Origin of the sequence: Adhaeribacter radiodurans (assembly GCF_014075995.1) — a bacterium.
Taxonomy (GTDB): Bacteria; Bacteroidota; Bacteroidia; order Cytophagales; family Hymenobacteraceae; genus Adhaeribacter; species Adhaeribacter radiodurans.
Window position 1 is genome coordinate 942,334 of record NZ_CP055153.1, and the last position, 19,762, is coordinate 962,095.

At 42.0% G+C, this 19,762-nt stretch carries 13 protein-coding genes; 12 read left to right on the forward strand and 1 reads right to left on the reverse strand.

Annotated elements, in window-relative coordinates:
* Window positions 1-19 precede the first annotated feature (19 nt).
* The 7 genes from radC (at window position 20) to HUW48_RS04410 (ending at window position 7,856) form a co-directional block, all read left to right on the forward strand.
* Complete coding sequence (gene radC / locus HUW48_RS04380; protein WP_182414512.1) at window positions 20-742, forward strand: RadC family protein; 723 nt, start codon at window positions 20-22, stop codon at window positions 740-742.
* 338 nt (window positions 743-1,080) lie between these two features.
* Window positions 1,081-1,698, forward strand: a complete 618-nt coding sequence (locus tag HUW48_RS04385; RefSeq protein WP_182414513.1) for a DUF1684 domain-containing protein — start codon at window positions 1,081-1,083, stop codon at window positions 1,696-1,698.
* Window positions 1,699-1,814: 116 nt separating this feature from the next.
* Window positions 1,815-4,229, forward strand: a complete 2,415-nt coding sequence (gene pheT / locus HUW48_RS04390) for a phenylalanine--tRNA ligase subunit beta (RefSeq protein WP_182414514.1) — start codon at window positions 1,815-1,817, stop codon at window positions 4,227-4,229.
* A gap of 202 nt (window positions 4,230-4,431) precedes the next feature.
* Window positions 4,432-4,728, forward strand: coding sequence for a hypothetical protein (locus tag HUW48_RS04395; protein ID WP_182414515.1), 297 nt, complete (start codon window positions 4,432-4,434; stop codon window positions 4,726-4,728).
* Between the two features lie 144 nt (window positions 4,729-4,872).
* Complete coding sequence (locus HUW48_RS04400; RefSeq protein ID WP_182414516.1) at window positions 4,873-5,163, forward strand: cell division protein ZapA; 291 nt, start codon at window positions 4,873-4,875, stop codon at window positions 5,161-5,163.
* A gap of 97 nt (window positions 5,164-5,260) precedes the next feature.
* Window positions 5,261-6,826: a ribonuclease Y gene (gene rny, locus HUW48_RS04405; RefSeq protein ID WP_182414517.1), complete on the forward strand. Its 1,566-nt coding sequence runs from the start codon at window positions 5,261-5,263 to the stop codon at window positions 6,824-6,826.
* A 277-nt stretch (window positions 6,827-7,103) separates the two neighbouring features.
* Window positions 7,104-7,856 carry a hypothetical protein gene (locus HUW48_RS04410; protein WP_182414518.1) on the forward strand — a complete coding sequence of 251 codons (753 nt, stop codon included), beginning with the start codon at window positions 7,104-7,106 and terminating at the stop codon, window positions 7,854-7,856.
* Window positions 7,857-8,125: 269 nt separating this feature from the next.
* Here HUW48_RS04410 and HUW48_RS04415 read toward each other — a convergent pair whose 3' ends face one another.
* On the reverse strand, window positions 8,126-9,004 hold the full coding sequence (locus tag HUW48_RS04415) for an inositol oxygenase family protein (RefSeq protein WP_182414519.1): 879 nt from the start codon (window positions 9,002-9,004) through the stop codon (window positions 8,126-8,128).
* A gap of 158 nt (window positions 9,005-9,162) precedes the next feature.
* Here HUW48_RS04415 and HUW48_RS04420 point away from each other — a divergent pair, with 158 nt between their 5' ends.
* The 5 genes from HUW48_RS04420 to HUW48_RS04440 all read left to right on the forward strand — a co-directional run bounded on the left by HUW48_RS04420 (window position 9,163) and on the right by HUW48_RS04440 (window position 19,567).
* Window positions 9,163-10,179, forward strand: coding sequence for a LacI family DNA-binding transcriptional regulator (locus HUW48_RS04420; RefSeq protein ID WP_182414520.1), 1,017 nt, complete (start codon window positions 9,163-9,165; stop codon window positions 10,177-10,179).
* Window positions 10,180-10,909: 730 nt separating this feature from the next.
* Entirely contained in the window at window positions 10,910-14,140 is a 3,231-nt protein-coding gene (locus HUW48_RS04425) for a SusC/RagA family TonB-linked outer membrane protein (RefSeq protein ID WP_182414521.1), read from the forward strand.
* A gap of 39 nt (window positions 14,141-14,179) precedes the next feature.
* Window positions 14,180-15,844 carry a RagB/SusD family nutrient uptake outer membrane protein gene (locus tag HUW48_RS04430; protein WP_220463991.1) on the forward strand — a complete coding sequence of 555 codons (1,665 nt, stop codon included), beginning with the start codon at window positions 14,180-14,182 and terminating at the stop codon, window positions 15,842-15,844.
* Between the two features lie 292 nt (window positions 15,845-16,136).
* Window positions 16,137-17,999 carry a beta-N-acetylhexosaminidase gene (locus HUW48_RS04435; protein ID WP_182414522.1) on the forward strand — a complete coding sequence of 621 codons (1,863 nt, stop codon included), beginning with the start codon at window positions 16,137-16,139 and terminating at the stop codon, window positions 17,997-17,999.
* Window positions 18,000-18,295: 296 nt separating this feature from the next.
* A complete protein-coding gene (locus tag HUW48_RS04440) occupies window positions 18,296-19,567 on the forward strand; it encodes a Gfo/Idh/MocA family oxidoreductase (RefSeq protein ID WP_182414523.1) in 1,272 nt (423 codons plus the stop codon).
* Window positions 19,568-19,762 lie beyond the last annotated feature (195 nt).

Genomic DNA, 19,762 nt, shown 5'->3' on the forward strand with positions numbered 1-19,762 from the left:
TTTATTCTTAAAATTAAATATGTTAATCGCAGAATCTTCTAACTCTTACGGACAAGTTCCGTCACTTGTCATCAAAAGCTGGGCCGAAGAAGACCGTCCCCGGGAAAAATTACTTTTAAAAGGAAAAGCAGCCTTAAGTGATGCTGAATTAATTGGAATTTTGATTGGTTCGGGTACGCCAAAGCTTACTGCCGTGGATGTGGCCAAACTTATTTTAGCGGCTGTCAGTAACGACCTCAACGAACTGGCCAAATTGTCGGTAAAAGATTTAATGAAGCATAAAGGCATAGGCGAAGCTAAAGCCATAGCCATTGTGAGCGCCTTGGAATTAGGACGTAGGCGAAAAGAAACGGCTGCTGCTGCCCGCACTACTATTACTTGCTCTACCGATATTTACAATTACATGAAGCCGCATTTGCTGGATTTGCCGCACGAAGAGTTCTGGATTATTTTACTGAACCGGGCAAATGTGATCATGAAGAAAATACCGGTAAGCATGGGAGGTGTTGCAGGTACTGTGGCCGATCCTAAAATAATTTTTAAACACGCTATTGAACAACTGGCGAGTGCCATCATCCTGGTGCATAATCATCCCTCGGGTAATTTAAAACCGAGCAACGCAGACATTGCCCTAACCAAAAAAGTAAAAGAAGCCGGGGCTTTATTAGATTTGCCTATACTGGACCATCTGATTTTTGCCGATCAATCCTACTACAGCTTTGCCGATGAAGGGCTTTTATAATTAATTGCAAGTTGCAGGTTACAGGTTGAAAAGTTGAAAAGTTGGAAGGTTAAAAAATCTAAAGGCTCTCCTTAGTTCATGTAAAGACGCAATGGTTTGCGTCTTTTTTGTTTCTGTAAGGTTAAGTTTATTATTAGGTAAGCAAATTAAGGTAAATAAATATTTTAGCAAAGAGCAATATCAGCCATAAACACCTAGCCAAAATAGTGAACCGGATACCTAGCATTTTCTTCGGAGCTACTACAGCATATTCTTCCCGGTTTTACGGGAGATGTTCTTTAGGGTAGAGGGGTTTGCCAGATTCTGGTTATATTTGTAGACTTCTAAATTGTTCTGCTATGTCCAAACCGCTCCGCCTGATTGTTTTGCTTGGCCTTGTTATTATTATTGGTTATTTCCTGCAAGAAGCTGTTTTCAGCGATGACGCGTACCTGGCAACTATAAAAAAAGAGCGGATAGAAAAAAATCAGAGTTTTAAAAGCTCCTCTTCGCCACTAGAAGAGGCCGCAAGAGCCACTTTCGATAGCCTGACCTATTTTCCGATTAACCGTAAATTTCAGGTCGATGCGGATTATGAGAAGTTGCCCAATCCGGATACCATTAAAATTCCTATGACTACGGGTAATTCCGAAGCCTACCTACGCTTTGCCAAAGCTCATTTTAACCTGGAAGGGCAACGAGTAGTGCTTACCTTATTTTTAAAAGCAAATGCGGAAGACTCTACTTTTTTTGTGCCTTTTACCGACAGGACCAATGGTACCGATACTTATGAAGGGGGACGGTTTATGGATATTCCTAAGCCGGCATCCGGCGAAAAATTAATTACTCTGGATTTTAACAAAGCTTATAATCCGTTTTGTGTTTTCAATTACAATTATAGTTGTCCCATTCCTCCTGCCGAAAACCGTTTGCCCATTGCAGTTCCTGCCGGCGAAAAGAGTTATGCCAAAAAATAAAACAAGAGTTAATAATTCTAAATTATTTAAATTTGCTTTTTAAATACAGTCGATAGTCCACAGATCACAGCTTATCAACTATCGACCATGTACTATTGACTATCGACTAAATTTACATGCTGATTTCATACGACTGGCTACAAGAATTAATTCAAACAAATAAACCGGCTGCTGAAGTGGCCGCATTACTTACCGGCTCTGGCCTGGAGGTAGAAGGTCTATACCCTTACGAACGGGTAAAAGGCGGCTTACAAGGTATTGTAATTGGCGAAGTGCTAACCTGCGAAAAACACCCCGATGCCGATAAACTACGCCTGACTACCGTGGATGTTGGTACCGAAACGCCGAAACAAATTGTATGCGGAGCGCCGAATGTAGCCGCCGGTCAGAAAGTAATAGTAGCCACCGAAGGAGCAACCTTATATCCTTTTACCGGCGAATCGTTTCAGATAAAAAAATCAAAAATTCGGGGGGCTGCTTCGGAAGGTATGATTTGCGCCGAAGATGAAATTGGTTTAGGGGAGTCGCATGCGGGTATTATGGTGCTGGATACCGATTTGCCTAATGGTACGCCGGCTGCCCAATATTTTAATTTACAGTCGGATAAAGTATTTGAAATTGGCTTAACTCCCAACCGGGCGGATGCTGCTTCTCACTTGGGGGTTGCCCGCGATTTACAGGCCCTTTTACGAGTACCATATACTCTGCCTAATGTAGACGGATTTACAATTAACACCAACAGCCGGAATATTTTGGTGGAAGTGCAGGATTCAGAAGCTTGTCCGCGTTATGCCGGCTTAACTATTTCAGGAGTAAAAGTTGCGGAATCCCCGGAATGGCTGAAGCACCGTTTACGAGCTATTGATTTATCGCCTATAAATAACGTGGTAGATATTACCAACTACGTTTTGCACGAACTTGGCCAGCCCATGCACGCTTTTGATGCCGATAAAATTGCCGGTGACAAAATTATTGTGAAGAAAGCCGAAGAAGGGATTAAGTTTGTTACCCTGGACAACGTTGAACGTACCCTGCGCTCCACTGACCTGATGATTTGCAATGCCGAAGAACCCATGGTAATTGCCGGGGTATTTGGTGGCAAAAATTCGGGTGTTACTTCAGATACTACCACTATTTTCCTGGAAGCGGCTTATTTTCAACCCGCTTCTATTCGCAAGTCCTCGCAAATTCACGGCATTAAAACCGATTCATCGTTCCGGTTCGAGCGCGGTACTGATCCCAATATGGTAATTCTAGCCTTAAAGCGGGCAGCGCTTTTAGTACAGGAAATTGCTGGTGGCGAGGTAAGCTCCGAAATAGTAGATGTTTATCCGCAACCCGTGCAGCCGTTTACCATTAAAGTAAGTATTGCCCGGGTTAACCAATTAATCGGGCAGGAAATTGGGTTGGAGCGGGTGAAAGAAATTTTAACAGATTTAGGAATTGGCATAACCGAAGAATCAGAAACAGATTTAGTTCTTTCGGTACCGCCATTTAAAGTAGATGTGCAGCGCGAAGCGGATATTGTAGAAGAAATATTGCGGATTTACGGCTATAACAACATTGCGCTTACACCTAACCTGGCTACCAGTTATCTGGCAAAATTCCCGAAACCCGATCCGGAAGTTATTAAACAAAGTATCGGGCAGTTATTGGCCGGAGCTGGTTACAGTGAAATTATTACTAATTCGCTTACTAATTCTAAATATTATGAAAGTGCTGGCCAAGAACCGGATGCCTCTTTAGTACGCATTGTAAACTACAATAGCGCCGATTTAGATGTGCTACGCCAGACGTTGGTGTTTTCGGGATTAGAAGTTTTACGGCACAACATGAACCGCCGGCAAAAAGACTTGAAATTGTACGAGCTGGGCAAAGTGTACGTTAAGGCCGGCAATAAATATCAGGAAAAAACGCAACTAGCGTTGTTTGTAACAGGTAATGCTACTGCCGAAACCTGGCAGCAACCTTCCCAAAAAGTGAATTTCCACCAATTAGCCGGAGTGGTACAGAACCTGCTGACCAAACTTACCCGCGAACAATTGAACGTACAACCGGTGGAGCATCGTTATATTAAAAACGGTATAGCATATTACCGGAACGATGTGCCGGTGGTGCAGATGGGAATGCTAAACGAAGCGGTAACGAAGAAGCTGGATGTGAAGGAGCCGGTGTGGTATGCCGAGTTAAACTGGGATTATCTGATCCGGAATTATTCCGATAAATTAGTAGCCGAAGAACTTGCCAAGTTCCCGGAAGTACGCCGTGATTTATCGTTGGTAGTTGATAAGAACATTACCTTTGAGCAAATTAAAGCAATTGCCTGGCGTACCGAACGCAAATTGCTGCAGCAATTAAATGTGTTTGATGTATACCAAGGCGATAAAATTGATGCTGGTAAAAAGGCTTATGCCATGAGCTTTATTTTGCAGGATAAACAACAAACCCTGACCGATAAAGTAATTGACAGCACCATGAACCGATTGATGCAACAATTTGAACGACAATTAGGAGCTGTAATTCGTAAATAAGTAAGTGGTACGGTTTAAGTTATAAATTTTACCTTTTAAAGTTTTGTAGATGCATACTTTATAATAAACTTAACAGAATTTAATTTTGTCCGGGTATTTAAGTATTTCAACAAATTTTATTTAGAGTATAATTCATAATTCACTGACTAGCCGTATTTTGTTAGTCGAACAACGAATAACTACTAACGAACAACTATTTAGCATGAGTACTGGTCAGGAGTTAGAACAAATAGCGCTTTTAGAACAGCGGATAACGCAGTTAATTGCTAGTTACCATTCTGTGCGCGAAAGCCTGGACCAGGCCCGGTATGTTATTCACAATTTACAGTCGGTAATCGACGCAAAGGATGAGGAAATAAAAAATTTTCAAAATAAAGATAATATTTCTAAAATTGTAAATACAATAGCAGCAGAGCCTGCCCATTCGACAGAATTAAAACTGAAAATAAACGAGTATATTAGAGAGATTGATAAGTGTATCGCTTATCTAAGAGATTAAACCTGGTTGTTTAACCGGAATAAATAAATTGTTTGTTGTTGAATATAAAGAAAGTAAGCATTCATTTTTGAACCAAACGTTTTGCCCTGACTGACGGGCAAAAAAGAACAGGCAACCTAAAAACAACCAGTAGTACGCAACGGAATGAGTGAATTGTCTATAAAAATCAGGATAGCGGATCGCGATTATCCAATGCGGGTAAATGAGGAAGAAGAAGAAAGGCTACGTACTGCCGGCCGGATTATTAACGAACGCCTGAAAGCGTTTCGCGAACAATTTGGCATTGCTGATAAACAAGATTTGTTAGCTATGGTTGCCTTGGAATCTCTGGCTGATAAACTACATACCGTCCAGAGTAAAGCCGAGAATGAAAGCACCCTGGTCGATAAGCTTACTCATTTAAACAAGCTTTTAGCCTCTCTTAAATTTGAATAGCGAGCCTAGTATCAGTCTCGTTTTGTTTATTTATTGGTTGTTACCTGTAGTTGGCGGCCTATTGCTATAATTTTAATAAACCCTAAAAATTATAGTTATGTCTACTACTCTTTATATTATCATCACGGCTTTGGTGGCGCTCGGGGTGGGCGTTTACATTGGCCGGGTGTTATTGAACCAGGTGTTTAAGAAACACCAGGATGCCGCCCGTGAAAAGGCGAAGCTTATTATAAAAGAAGCTGAACTAGATGCCGAGAGCATCAAGAAAAATCGTATTCACGAAGCCAAAGAAAAATTCCTCAGCCTGAAAGCCGAGTTTGAAGAAGATTCTAACAGAAAGAAGCAGCTTATTATTCAAAACGAGGCGAAAGTTAAACAGCGTGAACAGCAGGTTAATACCCAATTAGAGCAAATAAAACGAAAAGAGACGGAATTAAACACGCTTAAAGAACAACTAGCGGCCCAAGCCGAAGGATTAAAAAAGCGCAAAGAAGAAGTAGAAAAAGAACATCAGTCTATTATTGGGCAGTTAGAACATATTGCCAGCTTATCGGCCGCCGAAGCGCGCGAGCAGCTAGTAGAAACTCTCAAAAACGAAGCGCAGATACAGGCTTCTTCCTACGTTAAGGATGTGGTGGCTCAGGCCAAATTAACCGCTTCAAAAGATGCCAAAAAAGTAGTTTTAGAAACCATTCAGCGTACGGCCGCCGAGCACGCCATTGAAAACTGCGTATCCGTTTTTAACATTGAATCCGACGACGTAAAAGGTAAAATTATTGGTCGGGAAGGCCGTAACATCCGCGCTCTGGAAGCTGCTACCGGCGTAGAAATTATTGTAGATGATACTCCCGAAGCCATTATTATTTCAGGCTTTGACCCGGTTCGTCGCGAAATTGCCCGTTTATCATTGCACCGTTTAGTTTCCGACGGACGAATTCACCCGGCCCGGATTGAGGAAGTAGTAGCCAAAACCAAGAAAAATATTGAAGAAGAAATAGTAGAAATCGGAGAGCGAACTATTATTGACTTAGGTATACACGGTTTGCACCCAGAGTTGATTAAAATGGTAGGCCGCATGCGCTTCCGGTCGTCTTATGGGCAGAATTTGTTGCAACACTCCCGCGAAGTAGCCAACTTATGTGCCACTATGGCCGCTGAACTAGGCCTGAACGTGAAACACGCTAAACGCGCCGGTTTGCTCCACGATATTGGTAAAGTAACTCCCGACGAACCGGAATTGCCGCACGCTATTTTAGGTATGGAGCTGGCTAAAAAATACAAAGAACATCCGGATGTGGTAAACGCTATTGGTGCCCACCACGATGAAATTGAAATGACTGCCATGATTTCGCCGATTGTGCAGGCCTGCGATGCTATTTCGGGTTCGCGCCCGGGTGCCCGCCGCGAGATTATGGAATCGTACATTAAACGGTTAAAAGAACTGGAAGAAACGGCTGTAAGTTTTGAAGGAGTGAACCAATGCTACGCAATTCAGGCCGGTCGTGAACTGCGCGTAATGGTAGATGCCGATAATGTAACCGACGAACGCGCGCAGCAACTGTCGTTTGATATTTCGCAAAAAATTGAAAAAGAGATGCAATACCCCGGCCAGATAAAAATTACAGTTATCCGGGAAATGCGTTCCGTAAGCTACGCGAAGTAAAGTAGATTTAACTTTTTCTATAAAGTCCTGCTTTCTACTTGGAGAGCAGGACTTTTTTGTAAGTAATATTAAAAGATTCTCGAACAAACCTTAATACAATTCTAATTTACTTTTATTAAGTATTCTTGTAATTGGAATATCGTTAAAGGTTAATGTTTGTAAATGGGTGGATAACGGTTGTATAAAAATTGTATAAATACAGAGCCCCGGATAGAGGCAGGTTGCGATTTTCGTTGCAAGTTAGCAGCGTGATAGAACCGTTAAATCGTCTGCCGCTATGAGAAATACATATAATTTTTTCGGCTTTTTAGTGAGCTGTATATGGCTCCTGTCTAGTTGCTCCTCCGTGTATATGCCCAATGTGCCCAATACGCCTATGTTTACCCAAAAAGGGGAAATAAGTGCGGGTGGGCACGCTACTTTAAAGGGTAATTTTAGTGTGAATGGTGCTTATGCTGTTTCCGACCATTTTGGTGTAATGATGAATGGCTCCCGGTTAAATAATCATCGCAAAAAAGAAGATTTCCGCCACAATTTGTTTGAAGTGGGTGGTGGTTACTTTACCAGCTTTGGTACCAATAAAAACCGGGTACTGGAAGCTTACGCCGGTATTGGCCGGGGCAGCAGCGATCGCACTGAAAAACACACCGACGCCGAAGAAGTAACTACCTACACCCGGGTATCGGGCAATTACGACAAATACTTTTTGCAGGTAAACTTTACATCTAAAAGGAAAAAAGATTTGCGCCTGTTTGGCAATAGCTATCCGCTAAACTATGGTACAGCCCTGCGCATGAGTTATGTGGATATGTACCGCCACGTGCGCAACGGGGAAATAAAGCCTACGGAAGACAATATATTTGTAGAACCGATATTCTACACCCGGTTAGCTTTAAGTCCGGTGGTGCAGTTGCAATATACCAGCGGGGGTAATTTTGGTTTAAAAAACCGGAAAGCTTTAACAGCCGGTTACTCGGTATTTAGTTTAGGATTGGTGATTAATATCTGGGGTCGGGATTTTAATAAGTAGCCCGGCAGCTAACTATTGAATATAAAACTTTGAAAATCAAAAGAGCACGCTCACCAGGCAAATAGTAAATAGTTTTGTAAGCGCCAATGTTATAAAAGAAGTACGTTGATTTTTTATAGAAGAATAACTTGAAATCTGGTTTACTTTTTCTTGTCTACTTCGTAACCTGCTGGAGTGTAATAATAATCCTTTAACTTTTTGCGCTGAAGTATCTTGAGATTATGGATGAAAAAGCCCCTTTTCTGAGAAGAGAAGGAGCTTTTTTGAATTTAGAATTTTAAAGTAGCTGGCAAATATTTCGCTACCAGATCTTCGTAATACGGTCGTAATTCGGTCCAGTTCGGTGGGGTAGGATTCTTCGAGTACAGATCATAAGGGTTAAATAAATTTACCCATTTAAACATTTCGTGGTCGTGCGCATCCATTAAATGGTCGTAGGCATTTTCGCGGTGTTGCGGGTAAAACGAGTGGTAACGCAACATATACAAAGCCGGTTCCGGTAAGTAATCTTTCATCATGTGGTACACGTACTCATCGTGGCCCCAGGATAAATGTACGTTGCGCAAACCGCAGTTGGGTTCATAAACGCCGTATTTAGTATTAAACCGCGGGTCGTTAATATCCGGGTTATCTTTAAAGAACTCCGGGTAAACAATTCTATCGGAAAAAGCGCATCCTACCGGAAAAGTATCACCTACTACGGCCCATTGAGGCTCGCCAAATAAGCAAAGTACTTTACCCATATCGTGCATTAAACCTACCATCACCATCCAGTCCGGGTGACCATCCGCCCGGATAGCTTCGGAAGTTTGCAATAAATGTTGCATTTGGTCCAGATCGGTATCGGGGTCAGAATCATCTACCAGTTCGTTTAAAAACTGAAAAGCATCCCAAACGGGCATTTCTTTCTTATCAAAACGTAAAAATTCTTTTTCTTTCTCCAGAACAAAGTCGTAGGACTGATACCGGTGATTGAGACGGTAAAATTCTTTTACTGTATCGCGCACCGGCGCCTCATAATTACGGTAAGCTTCGGTAGCTTTACCTTGGGCAATTTCTTCCGGATCCGGATAACGGTCTAATAAGTTTTCTTCCCACTCTTCCAAACTCTCCAATGGGTTCATTTCGGGTTTTTCGGCTAATTTCATAACAATGCAAAATTTTAGTAAAGAAGAAATCTCTTGTCCTTCTAAATTTTACTAATTTAATACAATTAGAAGGTTTTTAGTACCACTTACTATTTGCTTTATTTACGCAATCGTTTGCCTAAGGTCTGGGTTGTTCTGGAATTGAAGCCAAAATAAATATGGAGAAAGTAACCATTAAAAAATTAGCGGAAGAACTAAATCTTTCGGCTTCTACTATTTCCCGGGCTTTGCAGGATAGTTACCAGATTGGCAGTAAAACCAAGAGAAGAGTTTTAGAGTTAGCGGCCGAACTCAACTACGTACCGAATTACCACGCCAGCGGTTTAAGAAAAAAAGTAAGTAAAACTATTGCGGTAGTTATTCCGGAAGTAGCGGATAGTTTTTTTGCTCAAGCCATAAACGGGATTGAAGCTGTAGCCCAGGAATCAGGATTTCACGTGTTGATTTACTTAACCCACGAAAGTTGCACCAAAGAACAAGCTATTTTAAAAGATTTCCAGAATGGCCGGGTAGATGGCGTATTACTCTCTATTACCGCCGAAACTGCTCAATACAATTATATTCAGGAGTTAATTTCGCGGGGCATACCCTTGGTTTTATTCGATCGGGTATGTGAAGAAATTGCTACGGCTAAAATTATAACCAACGATTTTGAAAGTAGTTACCAAGCTACTCAACACTTAATTTCCTGCGGTTGCCGTCGGATTGCCTTATTATCCGCTTCGAACAGTTTAGCTATTAGTAAAAACCGGTTGGCCGGGTATAAACAAGCTCTAATTGACTTGGATATAGATTTTAAGGAGGATTTTGAATTAGCTTGTTCTAAACAAGACGAGGTAAATTATCAATTAATTAAAGAGTTGTTAACCAGGCCAGACCGGACAGATGGTATTGTGGCTACAGTGGAGAAGCAGGCTACCATTATTTACCAGGTTTGCCGGGAGTTAAATTTACAAATACCCCAACATTTAAAAGTAGTGAGCTTTTCTAATTTACAGACGGCGGCTTATTTAAATCCGGCTCTTACTACTGTAACTCAACCTGCTTTTGATATGGGTAAAGCCGCCGCCACTAGTTTATTTAAAGCTTTAAAAGGAAAAAATGTAAGTTTAATTTCGGAAAGCCAGGTGCTACCTTCCGTTTTGCACATCCGCGAATCTACTTGCTTTCATTAAGCTTTACTTTTTAAATGCCACGCTAGTTTAAGCTTCCTGGCTTTCATGTTCACCTATCTGTTGTATACTCTTCTGGAATTTAAAAAGAGGCTATAAGAGCTTTTTCTACCCCTATAAGTCCTTTCAAAAGAAGAATTGTAAAATCTTCCCCATCTTTTTTACTCATTATTCTTTAAGGGTAGCTAAAAACCTTATTCTAAGTTATTTAAATATAATAGATTATTGATTTTTATTAAAATAATTATAAATATTTAAATTATTGTTATATAGGTAATTGCGTTTGATTGTTAATTAATTATTATAAAATTGCGAAATTTTCAATAAAAAATTTAAAAATTGACCAAAACCAGTATAAAATTTTAAAAATTTTATATACCTAAATTTTGGAATTAAAACCGGTTAAGTATAATATTGGTCATCAGAACACTGCTACAATTCAAATGGCTATTTAAGATATCAGGCATGAGTCATTGACACAGGCTCGGGTTGTTTTGTACCAGTTTTGGGATTTATCCTTTATTAAAACTTAGGGTAAGGCGCCTCCCTAGTAAAGTAGTGCTTGTTTTCGAAACCTAAATGAAGAGACTCAATCTACATTCAACCATCATCTAATAGTAAATTAATCGGAAAAGGAGGTACAACAAGAGCAAACATACTCATCCAGAAAATAATTTTTTAAGTAGTACTGGTCTATTTATTACCCATTCAACAACCTTTTAACCCAATTTAAATGAAAATTTTTACCAGTTTAAAATTCCTTATTGCTATTACCTTAAGTTTTATATCGTGGAACTACTCTTTTGCACAAGGGCTGCCCATTTCCGGGAAAGTTACTGCCTCCGATACCAATGAGGCGCTTCCGGGAGTGAGTATTGTTGTAAAAGGTACTTCTCAGGGAACCGTTACGGATACAGAAGGTAACTTTAAAATTTCCGTTCCTAATAATCAAAGTGTATTGGTTTTTTCTTTTATTGGTTATGCGGCCAAAGAAGTAACTGTTGGTAATCAATCGGCTATTAACGTTAGTTTAGGGGTAGATGCCAAAGCTTTGCAGGAAGTAGTTGTTACCGGTTATTCTTCTCAGTCTAAAAGAGATATTACTGGCTCGGTAGCTACCGTAGATGCTCAGGAGCTAACTAAAGTGGCTGCACCCAACGTAGCGCAACAATTACAAGGCCGCGCGCCGGGGGTTACGGTAACCACCAACAATACACCCGGCGGCGAAGCCACCGTTCGTATCCGAGGTTTTGGTACTATTAACAACAACGATCCGCTTTATGTGATTGATGGAGTCCCTACTAAAGGTGGCTTAAACAACATAAACCCGAATAATATCGAGTCGATGCAAGTGTTAAAAGATGCTTCGGCCTCTTCTATTTATGGTTCCCGGGCAGCTAACGGGGTAATTATTATTACAACTAAAAAAGGGAAAGCCGGCGTACCTAAATTTTCCTTTAATACTCGTACGGGGGTGCAATACGGTAAACTGGATCTGGATCTGATTGTCAATCCGCAACAACACGGTGAGTTATTGTGGCAACAACTCCGGAACGCCGGCATTTTAACCAACGGAAATCCATCGCACCCGCAATACGGTAATGGGTCTACTCCGGTAGTACCAGATTATATTCTGGCAGGTAACAGCTACGGACTTTTTGAAGGAGACCCACGGGTAGATCCCACTTTAGTAAATTACAACCGCACCGGCTATTACCAGATTGTAAAAGCTAATAAACAAGGTACCGACTGGTTAAACGAAATTTTACGGCCAGCTGCTATCCAGGAATATAACCTGGGGGCTTCCGGCGGTAGCGAGAACGGTCGTTATGCGCTTTCTTTAAATTATTTTAAACAAGATGGCGTGTTATTAAATACTTCTTTCAACCGTTACTCGGTACGGTCTAACACAGAATTTAGCTTGAAAGACCGGTTCCGGTTGGGCGAAAACCTGGAAGTAAGCTATACTCAAAATAAAGGGTATTATAACAATAACGGTACAGCAAGCGGTGCTAATAACCAGGATGGCAACCCCGTGGGCAATGCCTACCGGATACCTTCTATTATACCTGTGTATGACATAAATGGCCGTTACGCAGCTACCCGGGCCGCTGGTTTAGGACCCGCTACCAACCCGGTTGCCCAGTTAAACCGCAACAAAAACGATCGAACTAATCAGTTCCGGACGTTTGGTAATGCGTACGCCGAGTTAGATATTTTACAAGATTTAACCGCTAAAACCAGTATTGGTATTGACTATATTAACGCTTATCGTCAGGATTACAACCTGCTCGATTTAGAAGAAGCCGAAATTGAATCGGCAAACGGTTTAACGAACGCCAACGCCTATGATATTACCTGGACCTGGTCGAATACTTTAAACTACAAAAAGACTTTTAATGATATTCATAGCCTAGGAGTATTAATTGGTGCCGAAGCTATTGAAGGAACGGGTCGGGACTTTTCGGCTAACCGTACTACCTTTTTCTCCGAAGATCCGCAATACATGTTTTTAAGTGCCGGTGCCTCGGGCATTAACAATGCCGGTGCTGGTTACGAATGGGCGCTTTTCTCCTTATTCGGAAAAGTAAATTATTCTCTTAAAGACCGTTATCTGTTAGAAGCTACCGTGCGTCGCGATGGTTCGTCGCGGTTTGGAGCTAACAACCGGTACGGTACTTTCCCGGCGTTTAGTGCTGGCTGGCGTCTTTCCGAAGAAGAGTTTATGTCGGGCTTAACCTTTTTCGATGATTTAAAAGTACGGGCCGGTTGGGGACAAACCGGTAACCAGGAAATTGGTAATTACAATGGCTTTAATACGTACCGCTCTACCCTTAACCAATCTTCTTATGCCATTACTGGCTCTAATAATGCGGTAGTGGCCGGCTTTGATACCCAGGCTTTTGGTAACCCCGATGCCAAATGGGAAACAACCACCCAAACCAACGTGGGTCTGGATGCTTCTGTTTTACAGGGAAAATTAAGTTTAACTTTCGATTTGTATAACCGACTTACGTCAGATATGTTGTACCAGGTAAACTTACCGGCTACCCAGGGTACTGCTACCGTTCCGTTTGTGAATGTGGGCGAAATGCGTAATCGTGGGGTGGATTTGGGTATTGATTTTAACAACAAAGCGCTAAACGGCGATTTAACCTACGGCGTAAGTGTTAATTTCTCTACTTACCGCAACGAAGTTTTAAAGCTAAACAACAGCGCTACAGCGGTTTTATTAGGACCTAACATTCGCAGTTATACCTGGACCCGTTCCGTGGTTGGTCAGCCTTTGTATTCTTTCTACGGCCATGTGATTGATGGTATTTACCAGAACGAGGCCGAAGTAGCGAACAGTCCTACCTATCCGGGCTACGCGGCCGTGGGTAAATTTAAATACCGCGATGTGGATGGCAACGGTATTATTAACGACAACGACCGCACTTTTATCGGCAATCCGCACCCTGATTTTACCTATGGCGTGAACCTGAATGTAGGATATAAAAACTTCGACTTATCTGCTTTCTTCCAGGGCGTACAAGGCAACGAAGTTCTGAACATGGTAAAACGCTGGGTCGATTTTAACAACCAGGCCGGTAACCGGAGTTTACGCATGCTAAACGACTCCTGGACTCTCGGAAACCCCAATGCAGTTCTGCCTATACTTAACTCAACGGATAGTAGAAGTCAGCAGCCGTCCAGTTATTTTATCGAAGATGGTTCTTATTTACGCTTGAAAAACCTGACTTTGGGTTATACTTTGCCTACCAATGCCTTAAGTAAAATCGGGTTAGAAAGTTTACGGGTTTACATGCAAGCTCAAAACCTGTTTACTATTACCAAATACAGCGGCATCGATCCGGAAATTACTTCGGTTGGCTCTACGCCGGGCAGTACTATTCTGGGAGTAGATCAGGGTACCTATCCGCAATCTAAAATGTACCAGATAGGCCTTAACATTGGTTTGTAAGGACAATAGGAAATATTCGAAGATTTAAAAAATCAAAATATGAATAAGAAAATTATGATAATAGCGGGTTTTATTTCCCTGGGGCTTACCAGTTCCTGCGGCGATGATTTCCTGGAAAGAACTCCTTTAGGTGCTGCAAATGAAGCTACTTTAACCAATGCGGCAGGAGTAAATGCCGCTTTGATTGCAGCTTATAGTTTATTGGATGGGGTAGGGGCCGGACCTGATTTTGCGGCATCGGGCAGCAACTGGATTTACGGCGAAGTAGCTTCGGATAATGCCTATAAAGGTAGCGATGTGGGCGACCAGGCCCAGATTACGACTATTGAGCGTTACCAGGGCCAGGCCGATATTGCTGCTTTTAATGATAGATGGGTGGCCATTTACGACGGGGTTTCGCGAACCAACGATGTGTTAAAGCTGGCGGCCAAAGCAAGCGACCTAAAAGAAGCCGAGAAAACCCAGATAATAGCTGAAGCGCGCTTTTTAAGAGGTTGGTATCATTTCGAAGCTAAGAAACTGTGGAACATGGTGCCTTACGTAGACGAAACCGTCACTAATTTTAATATTGCGAACGATAAAGATATCTGGCCGCAAATTGAAGCTGATTTAGAATTTGCATCGGCTAACCTGGCAGCTACTAAATCGCAACCCGGCCGGGCAAGCAGTTGGGCGGCAAAGGCGGTACTGGCTAAAGCGCATATGTTTCAACAGGATTATACCGCTGCCAAAACGCTCCTGGATGATGTCATTAATAATGGCCCGTTCAGATTGGTAGATAGCTTTCACGATAATTTTAGAATTGCTACCGAAAACAACAGCGAGTCTATTCTGGAAGTGCAAAATTCAGTTGCCGATGGGGGTAGCGGCCAGAATGGTAACTGGGGAGATAACTTAAATTTTCCGTACAATGCCGGTCCGGGCGGTTGCTGCGGTTTTTATCAGCCATCGCAAAATTTAGTAAATGCATTTAAAACCGATGCCAATGGCTTGCCTTTGCTGGATACTTATAATGAAACTGATGTGAAAAGCGACGAAGGTTTAGCAGCAACAGATTCATTTACTCCCTATGATGGTACACTGGATCCACGCCTAGATTGGACGGTTGGTCGCCGGGGTATTCCATTTTTAAACTGGGGCATTCACCCGGGCCGTACCTGGATTCGCGATCAGGCATTTGCCGGTCCTTATTCTGGCAAAAAAGCTTCTTTTTACCAGGGCGATAACGCGGGTGCGGAGTCGACGAGGTCCAATGCCAATAATTACCGGGCTCTGCGCTTTGCCGATATATTATTATTGCGCGCTGAAGTAGCCGTAGAAGAAAATGACCTAACCACTGCTTTAACCATCGTGAATCAAATTAGAGACCGAGCCGATAATGTGGTAGTTACTTTACCGGATGGTTCTCCGGCCGCGAACTATAAAGTAGGTTTATATTCTTCTTTCCCCGACCAAACCTATGCCCGCAAAGCGGTACAATTTGAACGCCGTTTAGAGCTGGCTTTGGAAGGTCACCGGTTCTTCGATTTAGTACGTTGGGGCAATGCCGCCGAAGTTTTAAATGCTTACCTAGCCAAAGAAAGTTTAAGAAGAACGTATTTAAATGGAGCCACCTTCGAGAAAGGTAAAGATGAGTATTTCCCTATCCCGCAAACGCAAATTGATATTGTGGGCAATACTATTTTAAAGCAAAATCCCCTTTAATAACTGAATAGTTGCGGGGTAAAAACTCCTGAGTTTTAAAGTTAAAAGAGCAAGCAGATCCACAATGCTTGCTCTTTTATTTTAGTTAAAATCGCTATCGAACGAAATATCAATAAACGCTTTGTTTTTTTACTTTTTTACTTTTTTTATTGGTGTGTTCGTAAACAATTTGAAAATATTTAAAAAAAATGCCTCAACTTCACCTCTTTAATTTTTAATTCCATTAAAAGTTAAGTTAAATTTGTTGGACGCCTTGTGTAATCCATCTTCTATTTTACTAATTACATTATTCATGAGAAAAAAAGCTTGCCTATTACTGATTCTTTCCTGGATCAGCCTTTTACCTGCTAGTGCTCAATTAAAAGAAATTTCAACGGAAAACCTGGGCTTAGTGCCGCTGCCCAAAGAAGTTAAAGCTTACGAAGGAAAATTTACCCTACCCAGTAAAGTAATTATCTCTGCCAAAACTAAAGATGAACTAAACACCGCCGATTTCTTAAAAACCTATTTAGGTGAATTAGGTAAAGAAGTTACCATTACCCCAGATGCCAAACTGGCTACCATAAAATTGAAAATTGGTGGCACCGGTAGTTCTAAAAACCCTGAAAGCTACGAATTAACAGTAGATAAATCTGGTGCCAGCTTAAGTGCTTCGGCCGGACCAGGTTTATTTTATGCTTCCCAAACCTTAATGCAACTAATGCCACCAAAAGTGCAGGAAAGCATTGAGCTGCCATACGTGCGTATTACCGATGAGCCGACTTTTAAATGGCGTGGTAATATGCTCGACGTAGCCCGGCATTTCTTCCCGGTTTCGTTTGTAAAGAAATACATTGATTATTTAGCGGCTTATAAAATAAATACATTTCACTGGCACCTTACCGATGACCAGGGCTGGCGCATTGAAATTAAAAAATATCCTAAACTGACTACTATTAGTGCTTTCCGGAATGAATCTTTGATTGGGCCGCAGCAACTAATGAAAAAGCCCGAAGATTATAAGTACGACGGCATGCCGCATGGTGGCTTTTACACCCAGGAGCAAATTAAAGAAGTAATTGACTATGCCCAGAAACGGTACATAACCATTGTTCCGGAAATAGAAATGCCCGGCCATTCAGTGGCCGTATTGGCGGCTTACCCTGAGTTAGCCTGCAAGCCAGGACCTTATCAAACCCGTACCTTATGGGGCATTTCCGAAGATATAGTTTGTCCGTCGGAGCAAACTTTTCAGTTTTTCGAAGATGTATTAACAGAAGTGGTGCAGTTATTCCCGGGTAAATACGTGCACATTGGCGGCGACGAAGCGCCCAAAGACCGCTGGCGCGAGAGCGACTTGGTAAAAGACATCATGAAAAAAGAAAAACTTAAAGATGTGGAGAAAGTGCAGGGTTGGTTTAACAGCCGCATCGAAAAATTCTTGCTAGCCAAAGGCAAAAAGTTAATTGGTTGGGACGAAATTTTGGAAGGTGGAATCACTCCAAAATCAACCATTATGAGCTGGCGCGGCGAAAAAGGTGGTATTGAAGCAGCCCGCCACGGCAACGAAGTAGTAATGTCGCCTTCCACCCATTTGTATTTAGACCACGGTCAGAATCCGGTTCCGCACAGCCCGGTTGAGCCTACCATGATTGGCGGTTATTTGCCTTTAGAAAAAGTATATGGCTATAATCCCCTTTCCAGCGAACTAACTCCGGAGCAACATAAATACATTTTGGGCCCTCAAGCCAATTTATGGACCGAATACATTACCACGCCAGAAAAAGTAGAGTACATGTTATTCCCTCGTATTTTAGCTTTATCTGAAGTAGCCTGGACTCCCTACGCCAATAAAAATTATTCCGATTTCCTGCAGCGTTTAGGTAAGCAATTCCCGCGGCTCGACGCTAAAAATATTTTGTACCGGGTGCCGGAACCAGGCGGAATGGAAACCAATAAAATTGTAACACAAGGCGATAAAGCCATTCTTACCTTAACTACTCTTTATCCGGGTTCTCAAATTCGTTACACGTTAGATGGTACCGTTCCGAACGAAACATCTGATGTGTACACCAAACCATTGCCTATACCAATTAATAAAAATTTAAAAGTTAGGGCTATTACTATTACGCCAAATGGCCGCCATAGTGTACCCGCCGAAGTTGTAATTCCTTAAATAAAGTTTAAGTTAAGTAAAAAGATACATGTTGAAAAAAGAAGGGTTACCCGAAGCTAATAATTTGAAGATTAGTGGGGTAACCCTTCTTTTTTTCAGGATATAGAAGCGGGCTTTCTAAACAGTTTAACCTAAACGGATTTCAACGCAAAAATAAAATAACAATTTAATAGTTCGTATACACCTTTTTTTACGATGAAGGTGTCTTTATTTAGTAAAAGGGTTACCTAAAACTAGCAAAAGTGTTAAAAAAGTAAGTATTTTAAGATTAATATTATAATAAGCTAACTTCCATCATGACTCTGCCAGAAGCAAACTCCAGGAGGAAATTCCTGAAAAATTCTATCGCGGCCTTGGCCGGTATCACCATTGTTCCCCGTCATGTTTTAGGCGGTAAAGGTTACCTAGCTCCAAGCGATCATCTTACTAAAGGTATTATTGGGGTGGGTTCTATGGGTAGGGGCCACATCCCATACGCCGGTACCAAGGTAGTGGCCATTTGCGACGTAGAGCAAAACCATTTAAAAATAGCTTTAGATAAAATTGGCAGTACTGTTAAAACTTTTTCGGATTACCGCGAACTGATTCAGTTGCCGGAAGTTGATATTGTACATATTGCTACCCCGCCGCACTGGCATGGCATTATGGCCGCCGATGCGGCCCGGGCAGGTAAAGATATCTGGTGTGAAAAACCAATGACCCGAACTATTGGCGAAGGAAAGCGGGTAGTAGAAGCTGTGCAGCAACACGGGCGTATTTTCCGGTTAAATACCTGGTTCCGTTTCGAAGATATGTTCTACGGCATGCGCACGCCGGTTAAACCCATTAAAAAATTAGTAGAAAGTGGCTTGTTAGGTTGGCCCTTAAAAGTTACCGTTGGGGCTACTACCGGTTACGATTGGAAATTCTACTGGGTAGGTAAAACCAACCTCGACCCAATGCCCGTACCGGCTACTTTAAATTACGATGCGTGGCTGGGGCCAGCCCCTTACAAACCGTACAACCCACACCGGGTACACCAAACTTTCCGGGGATATTGGGACTATGATGGCGGCGGCCTAGGCGATATGGGTCAGCATTATTTAGATCCGGTGCAATACTTTTTAGGAAAAGATGATACCAGCCCGGTTTCGGTGGAAGTAGATGCTCCGCAGCAACATACGGATGCCGTAGGCACTTGGCGCCGGATTACTTATACCTATGCTGATGGCTGCCAGATTATTTTGGATGGGGAAGGAAAAGACACCAATGCCGCTTACATCGAAGGTCCTAACGGTAAATTATACCCTGGCTTCCGGTCGGATATTCCGGATTTAGAGAAAAAACTGGCTGCTTTCCCCGACCCACAACCTCAGGTTACTAATTTTGTAGATGCCGTTAAAAACCGGAAAAAGTTTGCCTTAAACGAAGAAAACGGTCACCGTTCCTGCACCATTGTAAACATGGGGTTAGCCGCTTTAAAACTAGGACGCTCGCTCAAGTACGATCCGGTAAAACAAGAGTTTATCGATGACGAAGGCGCTAACCGCCTTATTGATCAACCTATGCGTGCACCATTTGTGATTTAGTAAATACGATAGGTATTTATAAAGATCCTTATTGTTTATAGTTACAAAAACAATCACGCTGTCCCTCCCAAACTTAGGAGGGAAGCTCTTGTAAATAGCCTAATTGTTATTTTACCTCTTTATGCAACAGTAAACCGTTCAAAGTGCACAACCGACGATTTTGTGTTTGAGCGGAGCGAGTTGAAAATTGTCTTG

Excerpts from the sequence above, each read along its gene's own strand:
- HUW48_RS04385 (WP_182414513.1), top strand. The coding sequence starts at position 1,081 with ATGTCCAAACCGCTCCGCCTGATTGTTTTGCTTGGCCTTGTTATTATT.
- HUW48_RS04430 (WP_220463991.1), top strand. The coding sequence starts at position 14,180 with ATGAATAAGAAAATTATGATAATAGCGGGTTTTATTTCCCTGGGGCTT.
- radC (WP_182414512.1), top strand. The coding sequence starts at position 20 with ATGTTAATCGCAGAATCTTCTAACTCTTACGGACAAGTTCCGTCACTT.
- pheT (WP_182414514.1), top strand. The coding sequence starts at position 1,815 with ATGCTGATTTCATACGACTGGCTACAAGAATTAATTCAAACAAATAAA.
- HUW48_RS04420 (WP_182414520.1), top strand. The coding sequence starts at position 9,163 with ATGGAGAAAGTAACCATTAAAAAATTAGCGGAAGAACTAAATCTTTCG.
- HUW48_RS04440 (WP_182414523.1), top strand. The coding sequence starts at position 18,296 with ATGACTCTGCCAGAAGCAAACTCCAGGAGGAAATTCCTGAAAAATTCT.
- HUW48_RS04425 (WP_182414521.1), top strand. The coding sequence starts at position 10,910 with ATGAAAATTTTTACCAGTTTAAAATTCCTTATTGCTATTACCTTAAGT.
- rny (WP_182414517.1), top strand. The coding sequence starts at position 5,261 with ATGTCTACTACTCTTTATATTATCATCACGGCTTTGGTGGCGCTCGGG.
- HUW48_RS04400 (WP_182414516.1), top strand. The coding sequence starts at position 4,873 with ATGAGTGAATTGTCTATAAAAATCAGGATAGCGGATCGCGATTATCCA.
- HUW48_RS04435 (WP_182414522.1), top strand. The coding sequence starts at position 16,137 with ATGAGAAAAAAAGCTTGCCTATTACTGATTCTTTCCTGGATCAGCCTT.
- HUW48_RS04395 (WP_182414515.1), top strand. The coding sequence starts at position 4,432 with ATGAGTACTGGTCAGGAGTTAGAACAAATAGCGCTTTTAGAACAGCGG.
- HUW48_RS04415 (WP_182414519.1), bottom strand. The coding sequence starts at position 9,004 with ATGAAATTAGCCGAAAAACCCGAAATGAACCCATTGGAGAGTTTGGAA.
- HUW48_RS04410 (WP_182414518.1), top strand. The coding sequence starts at position 7,104 with ATGAGAAATACATATAATTTTTTCGGCTTTTTAGTGAGCTGTATATGG.